General features: G+C 54.8%; 13 protein-coding genes and 2 pseudogenes. 9 read left to right on the top strand and 6 right to left on the bottom strand.

Annotated elements, in window-relative coordinates:
- Positions 1-26: 26 nt before the first annotated feature.
- Positions 27-479, bottom strand: a complete 453-nt coding sequence (locus EXE47_RS12670; protein ID WP_089309338.1) for a transcriptional regulator — start codon at positions 477-479, stop codon at positions 27-29.
- A 272-nt stretch (positions 480-751) separates the two neighbouring features.
- Here EXE47_RS12670 and EXE47_RS12675 point away from each other — a divergent pair, with 272 nt between their 5' ends.
- A complete protein-coding gene (locus EXE47_RS12675; protein WP_094495659.1) occupies positions 752-1,450 on the top strand; it encodes a hypothetical protein in 699 nt (232 codons plus the stop codon).
- A gap of 290 nt (positions 1,451-1,740) precedes the next feature.
- Here EXE47_RS12675 and EXE47_RS12680 read toward each other — a convergent pair whose 3' ends face one another.
- The 3 genes from EXE47_RS12680 to EXE47_RS12690 all read right to left on the bottom strand — a co-directional run bounded on the left by EXE47_RS12680 (position 1,741) and on the right by EXE47_RS12690 (position 4,127).
- Positions 1,741-2,586 (bottom strand): ABC transporter permease subunit, encoded by an 846-nt coding sequence (locus EXE47_RS12680; RefSeq protein ID WP_089309340.1) that lies wholly within the window; start codon positions 2,584-2,586, stop codon positions 1,741-1,743.
- Positions 2,583-3,554 carry an ABC transporter ATP-binding protein gene (locus tag EXE47_RS12685; protein WP_241996733.1) on the bottom strand — a complete coding sequence of 324 codons (972 nt, stop codon included), beginning with the start codon at positions 3,552-3,554 and terminating at the stop codon, positions 2,583-2,585. Before EXE47_RS12685 ends, EXE47_RS12680 begins: the two co-directional genes overlap by 4 nt.
- Positions 3,555-3,788: 234 nt before the next feature.
- Positions 3,789-4,127 carry a hypothetical protein gene (locus EXE47_RS12690; protein ID WP_089309342.1) on the bottom strand — a complete coding sequence of 113 codons (339 nt, stop codon included), beginning with the start codon at positions 4,125-4,127 and terminating at the stop codon, positions 3,789-3,791.
- 157 nt (positions 4,128-4,284) lie between these two features.
- Here EXE47_RS12690 and EXE47_RS12695 point away from each other — a divergent pair.
- Positions 4,285-5,099, top strand: a pseudogene (locus EXE47_RS12695) (IS5 family transposase).
- A 667-nt stretch (positions 5,100-5,766) separates the two neighbouring features.
- A complete protein-coding gene (locus tag EXE47_RS12700) occupies positions 5,767-6,417 on the top strand; it encodes a VWA domain-containing protein (protein WP_158293610.1) in 651 nt (216 codons plus the stop codon).
- Between the two features lie 50 nt (positions 6,418-6,467).
- Here EXE47_RS12700 and EXE47_RS12705 read toward each other — a convergent pair whose 3' ends face one another.
- Positions 6,468-6,689, bottom strand: coding sequence for a hypothetical protein (locus EXE47_RS12705; protein ID WP_089309212.1), 222 nt, complete (start codon positions 6,687-6,689; stop codon positions 6,468-6,470).
- A 512-nt stretch (positions 6,690-7,201) separates the two neighbouring features.
- Here EXE47_RS12705 and EXE47_RS12715 point away from each other — a divergent pair.
- The 5 genes and pseudogenes from EXE47_RS12715 (at position 7,202) to EXE47_RS18475 (ending at position 12,852) form a co-directional block, all read left to right on the top strand.
- A complete protein-coding gene (locus EXE47_RS12715; protein WP_141396208.1) occupies positions 7,202-8,011 on the top strand; it encodes a hypothetical protein in 810 nt (269 codons plus the stop codon).
- Positions 8,012-8,047: 36 nt separating this feature from the next.
- Positions 8,048-11,326: a HEAT repeat domain-containing protein gene (locus tag EXE47_RS12720; protein WP_089309213.1), complete on the top strand. Its 3,279-nt coding sequence runs from the start codon at positions 8,048-8,050 to the stop codon at positions 11,324-11,326.
- A 111-nt stretch (positions 11,327-11,437) separates the two neighbouring features.
- A pseudogene (locus EXE47_RS12725) lies at positions 11,438-11,652 on the top strand (hypothetical protein); the annotation flags it as partial.
- Between the two features lie 101 nt (positions 11,653-11,753).
- On the top strand, positions 11,754-12,389 hold the full coding sequence (locus EXE47_RS12730; protein WP_089309231.1) for an IS6 family transposase: 636 nt from the start codon (positions 11,754-11,756) through the stop codon (positions 12,387-12,389).
- Between the two features lie 307 nt (positions 12,390-12,696).
- Positions 12,697-12,852: a hypothetical protein gene (locus EXE47_RS18475; RefSeq protein ID WP_158293611.1), complete on the top strand. Its 156-nt coding sequence runs from the start codon at positions 12,697-12,699 to the stop codon at positions 12,850-12,852.
- Between the two features lie 105 nt (positions 12,853-12,957).
- Here the strand turns inward: EXE47_RS18475 and EXE47_RS12735 are convergent, their stop codons facing one another.
- The gene (locus EXE47_RS12735) at positions 12,958-14,550 is read right to left on the bottom strand and encodes a hypothetical protein (protein ID WP_137708392.1); all 1,593 of its coding nucleotides are present in this window, start codon (positions 14,548-14,550) and stop codon (positions 12,958-12,960) included.
- Between the two features lie 297 nt (positions 14,551-14,847).
- Between EXE47_RS12735 and EXE47_RS12740 the strand changes: the two genes are divergently transcribed.
- Positions 14,848-15,306 (top strand): hypothetical protein, encoded by a 459-nt coding sequence (locus tag EXE47_RS12740; protein ID WP_089309216.1) that lies wholly within the window; start codon positions 14,848-14,850, stop codon positions 15,304-15,306.
- Positions 15,307-16,172 lie beyond the last annotated feature (866 nt).

Consider the following 16,172-nt stretch of genomic DNA (forward strand, 5'->3'; position numbering starts at 1 on the left):
GTGTCGCAGTACAATTCGGTGGGGGCTCATTCTCTATCGACCAGCCGCGAGAGTGCGGCGCCAATCGCGAAGATGATACCTACAGGTCCAATCGCGTTGGCGAACTGTTTGAACGCGGCTGTCAGTCCTGACTGATCGTCCGTAGTGCCGAGAAAGAGTATATACGGCTCTGTCGACGGTCCATAGATGCTCATTTCTCGTCCCTTCTCTGAGTAACACATGTCGAGTACTTCGATTAACCCGGCGTCTTGGAGGTTATCAACGTGGTAGGAAACCGCTTGTACCGACATATCCAATTCGGCTGCGAGGTCTTTCACAGGCTTCGGTTCCTCGTTGAGTTCACAGAACACTGCCTGGCTCGTATCCGAAGAGAGCGTCGAGAGAATTTTGCGGGCCCGTTCATCGTCGATACACAGGAGACTCGGATCGTCGGACCGGTCGATGGTTGCGTCCGATTGGGTTGGGAGTAGCCCAGACATGGGATCAGTGTGGCAGAGATAAGTCTGAAGGGAAAATAGTAATTTGGGTGACTAAAGCTGAATTTTCAGTAGCTATCCCCAATAGATTGAAGAATTCATCATCATATGTGTTGCTAGGAGCCTCCATGATCCCTCCGCGTGACGACATCGACGGGTGTGGGTGTATTCGCTGTCGCGGTATTGATCCAGCGATTCTCGGGCGATCAACGGCAGGTGATCTTCGGTGGAGTATTGATCTGCTCCAGAAGCGGCTGTCAGTCCCGGTAACAGCCATGATATTCGTCGTCATGCTGGCAGCACTCGAACTCGTACTGGCGCCGTTTGAGCCGACGGTGGGGTGGGTCGATACTCCAATTCACAATCTAATCGGAAGCGTGCTGCTGGGTGTCCTGCTCCGGGGGTACGTCTCCACCGTCGTCGCAAGCGAACTGACCGACCAGCAGATGACAAGGCGAGAGACAGTCGCATTCGCCATACGCCGGCTTCTGCCTCTGTCAGCTACACTGCTCGGGATGATGATCATCGGTATGATCGCATTTGCGCTGTCGCTCATGATTGTCTCGCTACTCGTATTCGACGCAGGAGTGCTTGGACCAGGCGTGTTTGAGGGAGTAACGCCGATACTCCTGTTCGGCCCGGTTGTGACGGTCGTGTTCTACAAGTTCTGGCTCGCGCCGGATATCGCGGTTGTCGGTAGGGCAGGGCCCGTAACCGCCCTTCGGATAAGTTGGACAACCACAACCAGTCAGTGGCTACGAGTCGCGTCTCTGCTGGTGAGTTTTATCGCGACTGTTGCCGTGCCCGACATCCTCAGCGGTGCGCTCGCGGCAACTAATGCGGAATTCGTGCTCGGCGCCCTGGGAAGCGAGACCCTCGTTAGCGGGTTTCGATGGTTGACCGCGTCTGTCTGGTACTCCGTTGGCACCCAGATATACGTCCGATCGATTCTCGGCGGGTCCGGGATATCGTAAATGGTGTATCTGCGGAGTGTTGGCAGTCATTTTCGAGGTTAATAACATCGACCGCCGCCGGCAGCACGATGCCGGACAGCAGCAGGACCCGCTTTCGTGTCGGCATGATTCTACGGTCAATTTAGCTGAATTTATAAATAACTTAATCGACCGAAAAAGCAAGAAGAGAACCGGAGAGAAGGCTTCTCAGACGACTAATGCGGCTGAAAGTACGAGAGACCGGTCCGTGCTCTACTGCTCTCTAGATCGGTACGCCTTCCGGACGGACAATATGAAAATGAAATTAACCGCTATCGGTTCCTAAACGACCAGTATCCGACTATTATTGGAGCGACGATCCAGATTAGTACGACGACAACTCCGGCGGGTTCCGAGAGATAGAATGGTACATCTCCCTCGATCAGATCTGATGTTTGACGGACTGAGACGTACTCGGCGTTGCGCATCCACTCGAATCGTGCGACAGTAAGGTCGCCGATGGCTGTTCCAGGATTTAGCCGTGTCAAGAATGCGAACCAACCAGGCCGGGTGTCTCCACTCGGGAACGACCCGTTAACGAGCCAGTATACCGCCTGCGGGATTCTTTCCCAGAAGAAAAACAGTACGACGTAGGCGCCGAACGCACCGCCGACTGCGCCAGTGGACGAGTCGACACTCGCGGAGATAGCGACACCGACAACCGCGTAGACGACGCCCACAGTGACCAGTCCAACCACTACTAGAAGTGGCGGGCCCAACGAGGTCGAATCGTACAATCCAACCAAAACAAGTAGGCCGACGACACCGCCGATCCCTGTAACGCCAATCGTCGCTGCTACCCGTGATAATGCCATTCCGAGGACGACGTCGAGCCGTCGGTTTGGAAGTCCGAGCAGGAACCGCATCGTACCGGATTCGCGTGCGCCAGCGATCACGCGATAACCGAGACCAAGTGCGACAAATGGCACTACAGTACCGAGCGTAATGAACAGCGTCTCTACACCGAGTGTATAGCTTAGACCTGAGCCATCAGTAACCAATGCTGGAACCGCTGTACCCAGCCCACACAGTCCGGCAACGATAGCGGTCGCCAGCCAGATTAGCTTTGATCGGCTAAGCTCGCGGAGATCGGTCTGGGCGATGTAGTGCCAGTTCATGCGTCACCTCCTGTCTCGGCGGCTGCGGACATCCCGTTGCGGGTCATCTCCTCATCTTGATCCGTCACCGTCGCGAAGAACTCCTCTAACGAGGGAGTGTACGTCTCGATGTCAGTCACAGTTGCCCCCGCAGCCTCTGTGGCGTCAATAACTGCGGCTTTTCGGCTGGCCGTCGTCAGTGAGGCGGTGAGAGTCGTGCCGTCAATCTGGACATCTGAGATAGCGTCCAGCCCACCGAGCCGATCGGGGAGGCTGTCCGGTACGCTCTCGACTGTGAGGGCGAGTCGGTGACCACCGAGGCGTGTCCGAAGCATCTCAACGTCACCCTCAGCTACGAGTTGCCCATCCCGGAGTACACCAACGCGGTCACAGACCGACTCTACCTGTTCCATACTGTGGCTAGAAAAGAATACGCTTGCCCCACGCTCAACTTCCTCACGTATGATGGATCTGACAGTTCGGGCACCGTTCGGGTCTAGTCCTCGCGTTGGCTCATCAAGCACGAGTAAGTCCGGATCGCCAGTCAGTGCCATCGCAAGTGCGAGCCGTCGTCCCATCCCCGTTGAGTAGCCACTCGCCCGCTGGTCTGCGACGTCGGCGAGGCCGACTCGGGCAAGGAGATCGTCTGGACTCTCGGTCACATCTTTACAGTTTTGCGCGAATGCGACGTGTTCACGCCCAGTCAGTCGCTCAAACAGCCCGAACTCACCCGGAAGGAGTCCAACGGCTTGTCGGATCGATATCGAGGCCGCTTGGGCGTCGTACCCGAGTACGGACACAGACCCGGATGTGGGTCGGGTTGTCCCAATCAGGGTGTCAATCGTAGTTGACTTGCCAGCGCCGTTCGGCCCAAGAAACCCGTACACTTCACCCTGTTCGACAGTGAGGTCGAGATCGTTGACAGCGACGATGTCGTTATACCGTTGTGTCAATCCGTCCACCTGGATCGCTGGATCGGAAGAGCTCATCAACGAAAACGGGTGGTGGGAGTATACTATGGCTGTGGGATGTTCAAATTCCGTTTTGAGCACCGTACTGCGAGGAAACATCGTCTACGACGCTTCAGGACGGTCAAGTGTCGAGTATACGTCTATCTGGGCACCAACACGGGTAGTATTGAAAAGATGGAAAATGAGACAGTCAAAAAATCGAGTAGTTCATAGTCAGTTTCAACCGCCCTAACGGTGATAGCGAATACGCCGTTACAAATCATGTTTGGAGGGGTCACAAACTGCGATACGCGCCTTATCAGCAGAAACGCTGATTATCACGACTTCCAACCCGTGTTCAGTGGCGATGTTGCGTATGCGTTCCGGGGCGTTTTCTGGTGTAGCATCCACGGCACCACCGTCACCTGATAATGCGTCGAGAATCCGTATCAATAGCGATTGATTCTCGTGTTTTAATCCCCCCTCGCGTGCGATTTTACCGGATACCCACTCACCGGATAGTCCCGACACAGCCGTATCGCCGCTATCGAACTCAAATCCAGAATAGCCAGCCTCTGTGAGTTCCTGTTTCACACGCTTCCAGTCCGTCATCAACTGTCTGATCGAACAATACGAGCATAAATATACCGCGTATACTGGATGAGATGTAGTTCACCTGCCTTGTTTTGCCGCCGAGTGACGGCTATCTCAGACGCTCTCACGGAAGGATTCCGTCAAGCTAACCGGGAATTGGACGCCGTCTGGCGATATGGCATCGCTCAGACGGCTTGCCTGGATGTGTCGAAACCTTGCCAAACAGCACGTTGATGAGCCGGACGTACCCGCCGCGCCAGACGGCGCGAACGGGTACGCCGAGTGGACGCAGATCGCATTGATTCTGTTCCGCGTCGAATTAGAAAAGAGTCTCCGTGAGACCGAAGATTATCTCAACGAGATGCCTGGCGTCCTCGCCGTGTTTGATCTCGACGAGGCACCGCACTACAGTTCATTTTGTCGGTGGGAAAACGAGTACCGGATGCGTGAACTCCGCCGCCTGCTCCGCACTCGGCGGAGCAGGCGGGCTGGAGTGGTGAAGCTGCAATTGACGCAAGCGGCTTTCAACGTGATCAAACCAGCTACCACTACCGCGACCGCGCGAACTACTCGTTCCAGTCGATGAAGACGACGATATTGATCGACGTGAACACCCTAGCGATCAAAGACGTTCATTTTACGACGCAGAAGGCGTGGGACGGCCACATCGGGATGCAGGTCTTCCGCCGGAACGCGGAAGACCTGCGGGTGCTGTCTGCCGACGCGAACTACTCGTGGGGAGAGCTTCGTGAGGAGTGTCGCTCTAAGTCAACGCGCCCACTGATCAAGCACAGGGAACAGACACCGTTACAGAAAGCTCACAACGCCCGGATGAACGAGGATTACAACCAGCGGTGGATGAGTGAAACCGGCTTCTCGCAGTTGAAGGAAGACGACGGCGAGAAGCTTCGCTCCCGGAGCTGGCACGGCCAGTTCCGGGAGCTCACGCGGAAGTGTATCATCCATAACCTGACGCAGGCGGCGAGTTAAGGCTCGCCGCCTGCTCCCTTTCTCCGGACGTATCCGGGAGAGGCATCGCCGTCGTCACCTGATCAAGGGAGCAAGGTACCATAGTTTTGACCCTTTGACGACCACCGCCAGCGGCAGTTACTGCATCTTCTGAGCGCAAGAACCGCTCTTTGACGCTGTGAAACCGTGAGTTATTGACCCTACCCCGACGCAGTCTTGCGTTCAACAGGGCATATCCCATTCAACGTCGAAGTCTTTTTTACAGGTGAATCGGTCACGTACCGCCTCGTCATACATAAAACTATTCCAGAACGGTAGTCAGGGGACCTGTCGAGTAGCCTCTAGGACATAGCTATAGATATGGTACGCAAGAGCGTCAGTGTCCGGAAGGTTCGCTACAAGGGCCACACGGTCCGAGTCAAAGTCTACCGGCGCAACGGTCGTATCGTCCGGCTGAAGGTGATCAAATCCCCCGTCAAAGTCAAGCGGAAGGTCCTGATCCGTCGGATCCGTCGCCGGTAGGGACTGACCTCTTTTGCGGACTGTGGCCGTTGATACTACAGCAGCTGTGGACTGAAACCCGATACTCCCGAGTCGAGCTACTGCTCTGAAACACCTTATAAAGACTTCGCAGATTCCTGTTCTCAGTCAGTTCCACTGTGTCTTCATTCTAATGAGGAAGTACGCCATGACGAAGAAGCTCACCACGATGAAACGGCGATCCAAGGGGTTCGTCGACGAGATCCACTGTGACGGTCGCCACTACGGGGTTGTCAACAGCTTCGACTCCTCGTGTTGGCTCGGTACGCTACGGTCGTCGTCAAGCGATCTGAAGGCAGACGTGGGGAAGCTGTCGGCCGGCGGCCAGACGGCCCTGTACGACTCGGTGTACCACTCCATCGGCTCGCTGGCCAAGGCCCACTACGAGGCCAACCGCCAGGGAATCCCGATGGCCGTCCTCACCTTCACCGACGGGAAGGAGAACAACAGCTCGCGTGACGTGCGCGACGTCCGGAAGCTGATCCGCGACCTCGAGTTCTTCCCGTCGAACAACTGCTACTTCATCATCGCAGGGGTCGGTGACGCCTCGGACCGACAGATGCGGGAGCTCTGTCGGGACGACTACGGGCTGTACATCTCGGCGTCGGACATCAACGAGGTGTTCGACACATTCAAACGGCTGCTGCTGAAGCTGGTCCTGAAAGACAAGCGCGCTGCGGTCAAGACCCGGAAGAACGGGAAGGTAGTGAAAGTCAAAGGCCGCAAACGTTCGGTCGGCGCGTCGATCAAGGAGGTCGACTACGCGCTCAACCTCGACTGCTCCGGGTCGATGGGGTGATTCGGCGACCCGTCTCGAAACCTCCATCCGCCCCCGGAATCCACTGGCAGTTACTGTGGCCGCAATCCGATGTCGACCGTAGGCGGAATCTTTGCCAGCAGGTCCACGAGCATGACTTTTCCCCTGATGTCGAGTAAGCCGTCCGCGAAAAGATCGACGAACGTGTCGCGGTGCGCTCTGAGGTCGACCGGTCCGTTGTCGGCGACCGTGGCGATAGCTTTGATGAGGTTCTTTTCAGTCTGTGTCCCGTGGCGTTCGATATCTCTCCACATACGACAAGTCGATCCACGCGATACGTTCGCTGAAGCGTTCGATTTCGGTCATAGACACTCTGAAGTCGAGCACCTCATCCTCTAACTTAACGCAACCAACACAGCAGTGCGAACATTTATTAAGTTATCATACCGACAGGAGTTCGTCCCTATTGAGAGACATAAACATGGGCGGACCGACCGGACTTACAGGAATCCGTGGGGAAGCATTTCCAGCACGAAGTCTGATCCGGCTGGACATCGATTCTGATGATGCGAATACAGTTAGAGCGTTTCAGACGTTCAGACTTCCGGAACTCCTGCTATCAGGATATCGACAGAGGTTCACCCCAAGCCGTTCAATTCGCGCACTCCAGCGGACGGCAATTGATACCCTATTTAACGCCGCTCGTGGGAGGACCGATATTGAACTGGCTGCTGATCAAATTAGTAGTTCATGTGAGACAGCACGACAGCTTCAGGAGACGTGGCGGCCAGCCGCTACGACCGTCGATCGCTTCTTTGTTTCTACCATGATCAGCGAGGAAGGATATTTGACGCAAATGGCTGCAGTGTTTGACGCTATGCATCCGGAGACAGATGAAGACGCTATTTTGACCACCTTACGTGATCAGGCAGCGGAGTTCACGGCGTCCGTCCCGGATGAAGCGATACGCGAAACCCTCAGTGAGGTTGCGTCCACGTACGGTCGCGTTCCCTCCGAGGCAGTCGCTGATGTCGCACTTGATGCCCCGTTCCAGCTTGGACCAGAGCATTCTCCGATCAGCTCGTTCGATCCTTATGAGCGGTTGGTTCGAGCCGCCGACGAACTAGACTTCGTCGATGACGTGCCGAGTTTCTCAGCACAGGAACTCCGAGAGCGACTTCGACGCAACATCGAAAAAGACGGATCAGCGACTCGTCTAGAGAATCCGCTCTTGACGACGCCGATGAAAACGGTAGATCCGGAACGTTTTCCGACACCAGACGTAGACCAGGTTCCCCTATCCGGAGCGGCACGTGATCAGGCGATTACTCGCTGTTTCTGCCAAGGTGGATTCGGAGCGGTAATCTATTCGACTCCCGATTCGACTGATCGGCTGATTAATCCGACCGTTGCGAGTAAACCCCTACATGAGGATACCTACGAGACGTACTGGCACCGAGCCTACCTCGGGACCGAGCTCCTCACCCAACTTGTGTCAGAAGAGAGTCTAGATCCGCTCGACTGTCCTCTCTGTGCCATCTCTACTGATCAGTGTGGTGGCGACCACTGTGGCAGTCGCTCGGTTCTTGAACCGATCTCGGAGATCGTCGACCCGCTCTCGAGTGCCCTTCCCTGATGAGTCCGACCAGATTCAACTGAGGTGTCACAATACATGGTGAACGACCAATACACTGTCGAGACCGTTGTCGAAACGCTCTGTGAAGAGTTCAACCCCCCGCGATCCATACGGCGTCTCGAACGGTGGCGCCAAATTACCGACGCAGCCACGACGTACGTAGATGAGAATCCGGAGCCCTTCGTCGACGTCGCCGACCAGATCGTCGCGGCTGCGTATAGAGAGGCCACCCAAGAGTACGCCCGAGTCGAGGAAACGACGGGCAAGCGAAATCTCTCGAACGAGATCCAAGATAACCTTTCCAATATACTGCTTTTAATTGCACAGGAAGACCCAGCAAGTATTGCTGATCACCAACATCGACTTGTGAGCATGAGTCTGGAGGCAGACAATCAGAACCAGACATGGAATTTCTTCCATCTATTCTCGGCGCTTGCGGACTATGACCGCAACATTGGCGTTGATATTTTTGACCGCCTCACCACGGTGTTAGACGATCCAGATTCAGGTGACCAGCGGTCTGTCGCAGGGTACTATGTTCGCTGTTTTGCAACGGATCATGAAGCCATCGCAGAGCGGGGGATCTCGGAAATCCAATCCGCACTTCAGAGCGAGGATACTGCGGTCCGAGTTGAAGCCGCCAAATTCCTCGAGAATATGGCGACGACAGGTTTTCTAGATGATGAGGACCCATCGGAGGCTGTCTTCGAGTTGACCGATGATCTTCGAGCGCTTTTTGATGACGAGTCCGAGGCGGTACAAGCGGCCGCTCTCGGGGCTGCAAGAAAGGTATCAGAGTATGTTCCGGCACGGTTCTCCGGGGACGTCGACTGGTTGACCTCATTTATTGGCCACGAGGAAGCTTCATTTTCGGCTTCGCACACACTCGAGCAGGTTATTGAGGCAGACCCCAGCGTCATCGACAACCTGCCATCGAGGTTTACAGCAACACTCGAAGAAGATGATCCGAAAGCAAAAGAACATACCCTCCGTGTTCTATCAACAGTTGCGGAGGTCGAAGGTGAGCGGTCCGAGCTCCCACCTGTGCTCGCGGAGTCTCGTTCGAACATCATTGCCGCTCTCGAAGATGATGTAGGGGATGTACGTGACGAAGCGTCGTCAGTGCTGTCCAAAACCGCTGATTCCCACCCAGAGGCACTCGTCAACGAAGCGGATCAGATCGTTGTCGGACTGACAGCCGACCAGAGTCAGCTATACACACAGCGGACGCTCCAATCGCTACTCAAGTACGAATCGTCTGTATACGATCGCGTTCTGCCTGCATGTCAGGAGTTGCTTCAGGAGGACACAACGACTCGTTCGACACAGGAGGCCGTTGTTGAGGTAATCGAGGATGCCGCAGAACACAACCCCAGACGGGTTCGAGATCTCGTTCCGGATCTCGGTCAGCTGCTCGAAAGCGACGATGACGATATTGTGTTTTACGCCTGCTCTGCCCTTCTCGATATTAGTTGGGAGTATCCGGAAGACGTAGTCGACTATGCACCGGCTCTGCTTGACATCGTTGGCGATCAGAACTCCCGAGCGCGCTCAACAGCCGCGATGACACTCGAGAAGGTTGCTGAAGTGGAGCCCGATGTAGTCGCTGGAGGAGTCGACACACTGATCGATATGTACTTTGAGATATCGAGCGGAAAAGAAGCGACAAAAGCGAACAACGTCTGTACAACCATCCTCGAACAACGGCCGGGAGTGGCTGAGGAGCTTGTGCCGGAGATCCGAACCGCCTTGAAGAGTGACGACACTCAGAAACGTCGGAGAGCCCTATTTTTCACTTCCAGTGCTACTCTATATCAACCAGAACCGTTCTTCGAACTACAGCCGCTGGTTGCCGACTCTCTCACCGCTGAGGAGGACCAAGTGTCCGAGATCGCAGCCGATTGTCTTGGTGAATTCGCCGACCAGGACCCCGACCGTGTTATTGATGTAGTGCCAGATCTCGGGGAGGCTCTCCAACACGACAACTCGGATGTTCGAAGTGAAGCGGCAGATGCCCTTTGGCACGTTGCCAGCACCAACTCCGATACAGTTGCGCCTATCATTGACGACATCACGCGTGCGTTCCGCACCTCGACAGATCATACGAAGGATTCGATGTGTCGTGTACTTTCCCAACTCACGGAGGATCTCGACGATGTCTCTGAAGATCTGTTGACCGAACTCGTTGAGTTCGGACTGTCCTATACATCGAGTATTGGGACCTCTAATGCAATGGATGCGATCGGGGGGGTCTCCAAGTCGGTCGCGGAACTCAACGAAGAGACTCGAGTCGAGTTGCGGCACGCTCTCCAAGCAGAGTCGTCCGATCGGCGGGAGAACGCAGCAGCGGTCTTGCGGGTGCTTTCAGGCCAATCACCCGGAAGTTCAATTCTCGGCGATGATGTGATCCATACCTCGCCACCAGCCGGAACAGACGAGTTGCTTGACCCGCTTACAGAGGTATTCGATGATCCGAACGAAGATGTCAGAAAACATGCTGCATACGCAGTTTGTGGGCTTGCAAGAGCCACACCGGATGCCGTGGGTCCGATTCTCGATGATGTCGAATCTCTCGTCGAGTATGAAATGGAAGCTAATGGGCAAGCGATGTTCGGTGCGGCAGAAGCATTGTACTATCTCGCGGACGAGTTCCCAGACAGATTTGTCGCTGAAGAGTCCGATCTACTCGACTATCTCGTGTCGCTCGCGGTCGGTCTGGATAAACAAGTATACGCAGACTCTCCGGCAGCCGATAAATTGGATATGTCCCATCTGTCCCTGTACACGACGCACGGAGCCAAGGCGCTTGGTCGAGTAGCAGACGTCCATCCAGAGGCAGTCCACGAAGCATTTGAAGACGATGATGAGCGGTTGATAGAAATATACAATGAGTTTTCAGAGACACAGGAAAACTTCCTGGGACTTCTCAAAGAGCTGAGTTTTGCGTTACCCGAGTTGTTTGGTGAGGAGAATGAGGAGCTACGGGAACTGTTCGAGGGGGTTGACTCCACCGATCGGGGAGATGTCGCCGAGATATATTCGATACTGGCTGTATCTAATGTCGATGCATTCGTCGATAACGTTCCAGAACTTATGGACGCACTAAGTGAGGGGCTTGCACCTCTAACTATGAAGAAGCTGCTCAGATCCGTTGCTACGATCGTCGACAATCAGCAAGTGGATCTCACGTCCTACCGGGGGATGATGCGTGACTTGTTCAATGATGACTCACTCGATATGGTGGGAGAGGTAATACTGATAGATCTCCTTGCGCGTACACGATCGACCGTTGATCTGGATCTAAGCGTATCATGATGTCCTCCATGGCGTGAACGCCACAAGTCTCTCCTTGATTCACGGAGTCTCTGCTTCGTCACTGCCTTTGCGGTCTACTCGACCGAACACCACAAGAGAGTCCTGATCGAAGAGTTTCTCGAAGAATTCGACGTGTTCGGCCCGGCCGAGACGGAGCGAACACAAGAGCACGAGTCACCAGAGATGATGCGTGGTGTTCTCCGATGCTACACAATGACATCTACGGGATTCGTCCCGTTGAGCGAGAGTTTCGGAACACGGTCGTGTGGCTGAACTGTTGCTTCGATCGACCGCCGTCGAGAGACGCGTTCCAGTTCCGGACGGACCGTAGCGATGATCTCGGGGGGACTCAGTCGCGCGACTGTGGTTTGTACGGCGGTGTTCAGATAAGGATTGAAAGGTGAGGCGGTGCGTTTTCAAAGTGTCTATGCCCGAAAACGACCGCCTCAGCGGCTGTTTAGACGAGATCAACTTAGAGTTTGTGGAGCGAGAAGCAACACCGAAACTGTTGATGAAGCTCAGTATTCAGCTACATTTGTCTAGATTGTCTCTCTCGGATACTGTTTTGTTTCTTGAGGTATTCGGTGTTGATCGGGTTCGATCCACTGTTCATAACTGGGTCCACAAGGCCGATCTACAGCCGGAATCTGGTCGGAGCCCGAATCACGTTGCGGTCGATGAAACCGTGATTCAGCTTGACGATGAACAATATTGGCTGTACGCTGCCGTCGATCCTGACTCAAAAGATTTACTCCACACAAAGCTTGAGCCGACAAGAACAAACGTGATCGCAGATCAGTTTTTCGCAGAACTCCGTGAAAAGCACGACGTGGATGACGCGATATTTCTCATTGATGGTGCGGTTCCACTTCATCGAGCATGTGAAAAACATAGCCTCGATTTCAGATACGAACGACATGGAAATCGGAATAGCGTTGAACGTGTCTTTCGTGAGGTAAAACGCAGAACTACCAGCTTCTCAAACTGTTTTAGCAACGCCAAAGCAGAAACTGCTGACGAGTGGCTAAAATCGTTCGCTTTCGCATGGAATCAGCTTATCTGAACACGAGGGATTCGAGCGGACCAAGATTTTTGTAAAATTCGCACGGCAAACGACAGGGCTGGAACTACCCGGGTTATAACGATGTTCTTGAAGATACTGGCTCGATATCCCCCTGGACTCCGGCTTCCAGCAGATGAACGACAGACTCGAATCCGGATATGATTGTTGTTGCTTCTATGAGAGCAATTTAAAAATGCTTCCCTGAACCGACATTCGCGATAATACAATCCTCAGATAGAACAAATGATGAGATATGCTGGAAAGCATGCTCGGAATGGTCGTAACACAGTCGGGCGGCTTCGGTGGTATGACGATGCTCATGATCATCGGCGTGCTGCTGACCGTCGTGTGGATTGCTGCTGGGTCATCGGACGACAGTAGCAGTGACGAAGAGGACGAGGAGGGGGGCCGCGTGGTCCGAGTCCGTCGGGTTCGAGTCCGTCGGCGGCGACGCAAGCGCTGACCGCGCTCACTGCTTTTTTGAAGTAACAGATGTTTACTGTCGATCCTCGAGGGATTGGAACGCTGATTCGACCTCAGACCCTGTGACTTCGCACTGGTGAGGCGCCTACTCGCTGTCGTCTGGCGCAGAGTGTTGATCTAGTTCTGGGTCGAATACGTCTTCATCCCACGCTAAGAACTCGTCTTCGTGCGTGTCGGCGACTCGCTCGATAATGTCGTGGAAGTTTCTCCTCACTTCGTCGTCATCCCGTTTCTGATGAACTATTTGTAGGAGTACGGCAACGACATCGAGATGTCCGGGTGTCCCTCGATCCTCAGCATGGGTCACTAACTGATCAGCGGTCGATAGGGCCTTTTCTCCGTCAAATTCGGCCATCCGGGTGGCGAATCGGCTCACCGCAGCCTTTGTCGACTTGTTGGCGACAAGCGGCGTATCCGTCGAACCATCCTGCCCGCCCACCCCACTGTCATCGATGAGCAGCCGAATGAACCGATCGCCGACAACGTTTGGCGCAACCGCCACAAAGCAACCGGCGGCGGCTGCCACGAACAGTTTGACACCCTCGTCGGGCCATCGTTCTAGCTCATCGAACACCCCATTACCAACCGCGTCGGCGAGTTCTGGGAATTCTGGAGCAAGCGTTTCAACCGCGGCGAAGAGCGTTGCCCGAGTCAGTGCGTCCTCTTGAATGGCTGCCTCACTACCGTACACGCTTGTGAACCGATCGTCGTGTTGGAGGGCCTTCACGAATGCGTCTCCAACCCGCTGGGGGACGGCCTCTGGATTGTGCTGGGCAACTCTCTGCAAAAATTGGATTGCGAACAGCGGCAGCGTCGGGCCATCTCGTTCAAAAGGACTATTCAATGTGAGAACGCCAGGCCGGAGCGCTTCCCAGTTGACTTCATCACAGAGCGCGAGAAACGCACGAGCGGCGTCCCGCCTGACGGCGAAAGACTCTGCCCGAAGATGTGTCGCCAGCTCGACGGTGTATGGTTCAAGAAGCGCTGGGTCCTCCTGTGCGACTCGGGCAACGAACCGGAGGAACCCCTCACGGAGGTTCGATTCCGTTCGGTATAGATACTCTCGAAGGTCGATCGACTCAGCGACGAGCGTCTTCGCGTGGTCACCGTTGTTGGTCCGGCCGAGGATACCGTAGCCCACCGCTGTGAGATTCGCTTCCTGTGTCCCATCGGTATTCTTCGAGAGAGCGAGGAGGTGCTCAGCAATCCGCTTCGCGATCTCGTCAGCAGGTTCGTATTCTCCGGTGTCCATCGCCGTCGAAAGGAGGAGGGTGCCGGCGGTCGTCAGCCATGGATTCCCCTCATCCCCCGTCCCGTCACGGATCAACGATTCTCCTAACTCTGTTCGTAGCGGCGGGTCGACCGATGTGTTTGAGTTGATTTTGGCGATGACGCGAGCTGCCTTACACGCGGCTTTCGGAAGGTCTTCGTCGAGCGTCCCAACAACACTGGCCTCTTCCAGCAGGTCGAAAAGGTACTCGCTAGTCGCGTCCCAAGCTCCCTTGCTCATTTTACCCTCTGAGAGGATACCGGCTGCGTGTTTGGACTCCTGGAAACCCCCTTCCTCGAACCCCCGTATCGCGGTGTTGAGTTCCTCGTCGGTGAGGAGTTGACCGTCCTCTATGGAAGCTTTCGTCGAGATCAGTTCAAGGCCGAGCTGTGGCACCGAATCAGGCATACCTGAACAGTCGACAAGCGTCCATATGGTCGTCATCGTAGCCGTGAACAGGGAACGGCAAATCATGAGACAGGCGGCGAGTAACTTGATTATACACCGACCGATGAAGAGTACGACGGCCACCCCGATTGGAATCGGGGTTCCTCAATAACTAACGTTCGAGTCGGTAACGCTGTCTGGACCGACTGTAGTCGGGTACATATTCAATATAGTCTGGGAAATTCCATTCAAAATTGTTTCGCTAAGTGCGGCTGTGCGGTCAACCTGGTATCACATCCGCCTGTATGATGAACTGCGATGGCAACGAACGAATCCGAACCGGCCGAGGGTGGTGAGAAGTCCGCGTCGATGAACGGCTTCGCAATACAGGCAATCCGGCAGCGAATCGCTAAACAGGCCAGCCGACAGGAGGACTTCCAGCTGTCGATGCGCGTCAAGACTAACCCGGACGAGGAGTCGGTGAAAACGTTCCAGCAGAAGCTGATTGAGTTCATCCAGCGGAAACTCGAGGCCGGTGACGTCCGGACCCCTGAGGCCGTGATAGCGCTCTGGGACGAACTCAACCGCATGGAGGAGATGCTCCGTAAGACGAGCGAGGAAATGGACGACGAAGAGATGGCGTCCAACGACGAGGGCGAGGGACACGATGGTGACGGCACCGACGCATCCGCGATCAACGAGCGGTCCTCGATGGACGACGAAGGCGCCGAATCCGAAGCCGACTCCGGTCAGTCCGAGGACCCGGCGTTCCACTGACGGCCTAAACTCCTTTTTGAGTGACAACACGTTTGCCGAACCAGTAATGTCGACTACGTCTGGGGCACGGTTGTTGGCTACCTCCGACACCGGCTCGAGTATCGCCCTGACAGCAACTGGGCTGAAACCCGTTCGAGGGACGCTGTCTCTCACTATCGACCACTAGTCTGTCACCACGCAGTGGCGTACTCACACATGGAATTATCTTGGAGACTACCCTACACGACGGACTATGGAACTGAACGAAGCGTTCGCTCGCTACCTTCACTGCTGATCACTAGGAAAATATATCAAGATTTTATGTTATAGTAATAGGAATTAGGTATGACGGAAGTTGATCAGGACGACGTCTCTATCGTTAACGAGTTTAGTGTGAATCATGTGAGGACGAGGTCGCTCTCATACAATTCAAGGGCAAATATATGATTGTAGGCAGTGCGATCGTTCCTGCTCTCTTCGGTGCAGGAGGTTACTCCTTAGGTGGCTCTGCAGGAATCGCTGCGCTGGGAACAGCAGCCAGTGCCAGTTGGCCCTTAGCAGCAGTTGGTGCTTTAGTCGGTACTTCAGCAGTTTGCTCTGTTGAATCCGCAGAAGGCGTCAGGATAAGGCCACTCTGTACTCGGTTCAGGAGCGCTGTCGAGAGAATTCAGAGATGGAATCTTGGCAGAGAGAGTGAGGATCGAGATCACTGAGTGGATTGATCCAACTCCTTGACGACGAAGAGCGAGATAATCCTATCTTCGGGGATCGTGATCGCCGTGCCGTCATCGGATTCAACAGAGCAGTCCAGTCCGGATACCGTGTTTATACAGTGACAAACTGTTCAGGGGTCACGCTGGCGGAAGGGCAACGCTTCTTGTTACGGC

The organism is Halorubrum sp. GN12_10-3_MGM, assembly GCF_005435235.1.
GTDB lineage: Archaea > Halobacteriota > Halobacteria > Halobacteriales > Haloferacaceae > Halorubrum > Halorubrum ezzemoulense.

Coding starts and splice junctions, on each gene's coding strand:
- EXE47_RS12690 (WP_089309342.1), bottom strand. CDS start 4,127: ATGACGGACTGGAAGCGTGTGAAACAGGAACTCACAGAGGCTGGCTAT.
- EXE47_RS12700 (WP_158293610.1), top strand. CDS start 5,767: ATGACGAAGAAGCTCACCACGATGAAACGGCGATCCAAGGGGTTCGTC.
- EXE47_RS12730 (WP_089309231.1), top strand. CDS start 11,754: ATGCCCGAAAACGACCGCCTCAGCGGCTGTTTAGACGAGATCAACTTA.
- EXE47_RS12675 (WP_094495659.1), top strand. CDS start 752: ATGATATTCGTCGTCATGCTGGCAGCACTCGAACTCGTACTGGCGCCG.
- EXE47_RS12720 (WP_089309213.1), top strand. CDS start 8,048: ATGGTGAACGACCAATACACTGTCGAGACCGTTGTCGAAACGCTCTGT.
- EXE47_RS18475 (WP_158293611.1), top strand. CDS start 12,697: ATGACGATGCTCATGATCATCGGCGTGCTGCTGACCGTCGTGTGGATT.
- EXE47_RS12685 (WP_241996733.1), bottom strand. CDS start 3,554: ATGAGCTCTTCCGATCCAGCGATCCAGGTGGACGGATTGACACAACGG.
- EXE47_RS12680 (WP_089309340.1), bottom strand. CDS start 2,586: ATGAACTGGCACTACATCGCCCAGACCGATCTCCGCGAGCTTAGCCGA.
- EXE47_RS12670 (WP_089309338.1), bottom strand. CDS start 479: ATGTCTGGGCTACTCCCAACCCAATCGGACGCAACCATCGACCGGTCC.
- EXE47_RS12740 (WP_089309216.1), top strand. CDS start 14,848: ATGGCAACGAACGAATCCGAACCGGCCGAGGGTGGTGAGAAGTCCGCG.
- EXE47_RS12715 (WP_141396208.1), top strand. CDS start 7,202: ATGATCAGCGAGGAAGGATATTTGACGCAAATGGCTGCAGTGTTTGAC.
- EXE47_RS12705 (WP_089309212.1), bottom strand. CDS start 6,689: ATGTGGAGAGATATCGAACGCCACGGGACACAGACTGAAAAGAACCTC.
- EXE47_RS12735 (WP_137708392.1), bottom strand. CDS start 14,550: ATGCCTGATTCGGTGCCACAGCTCGGCCTTGAACTGATCTCGACGAAA.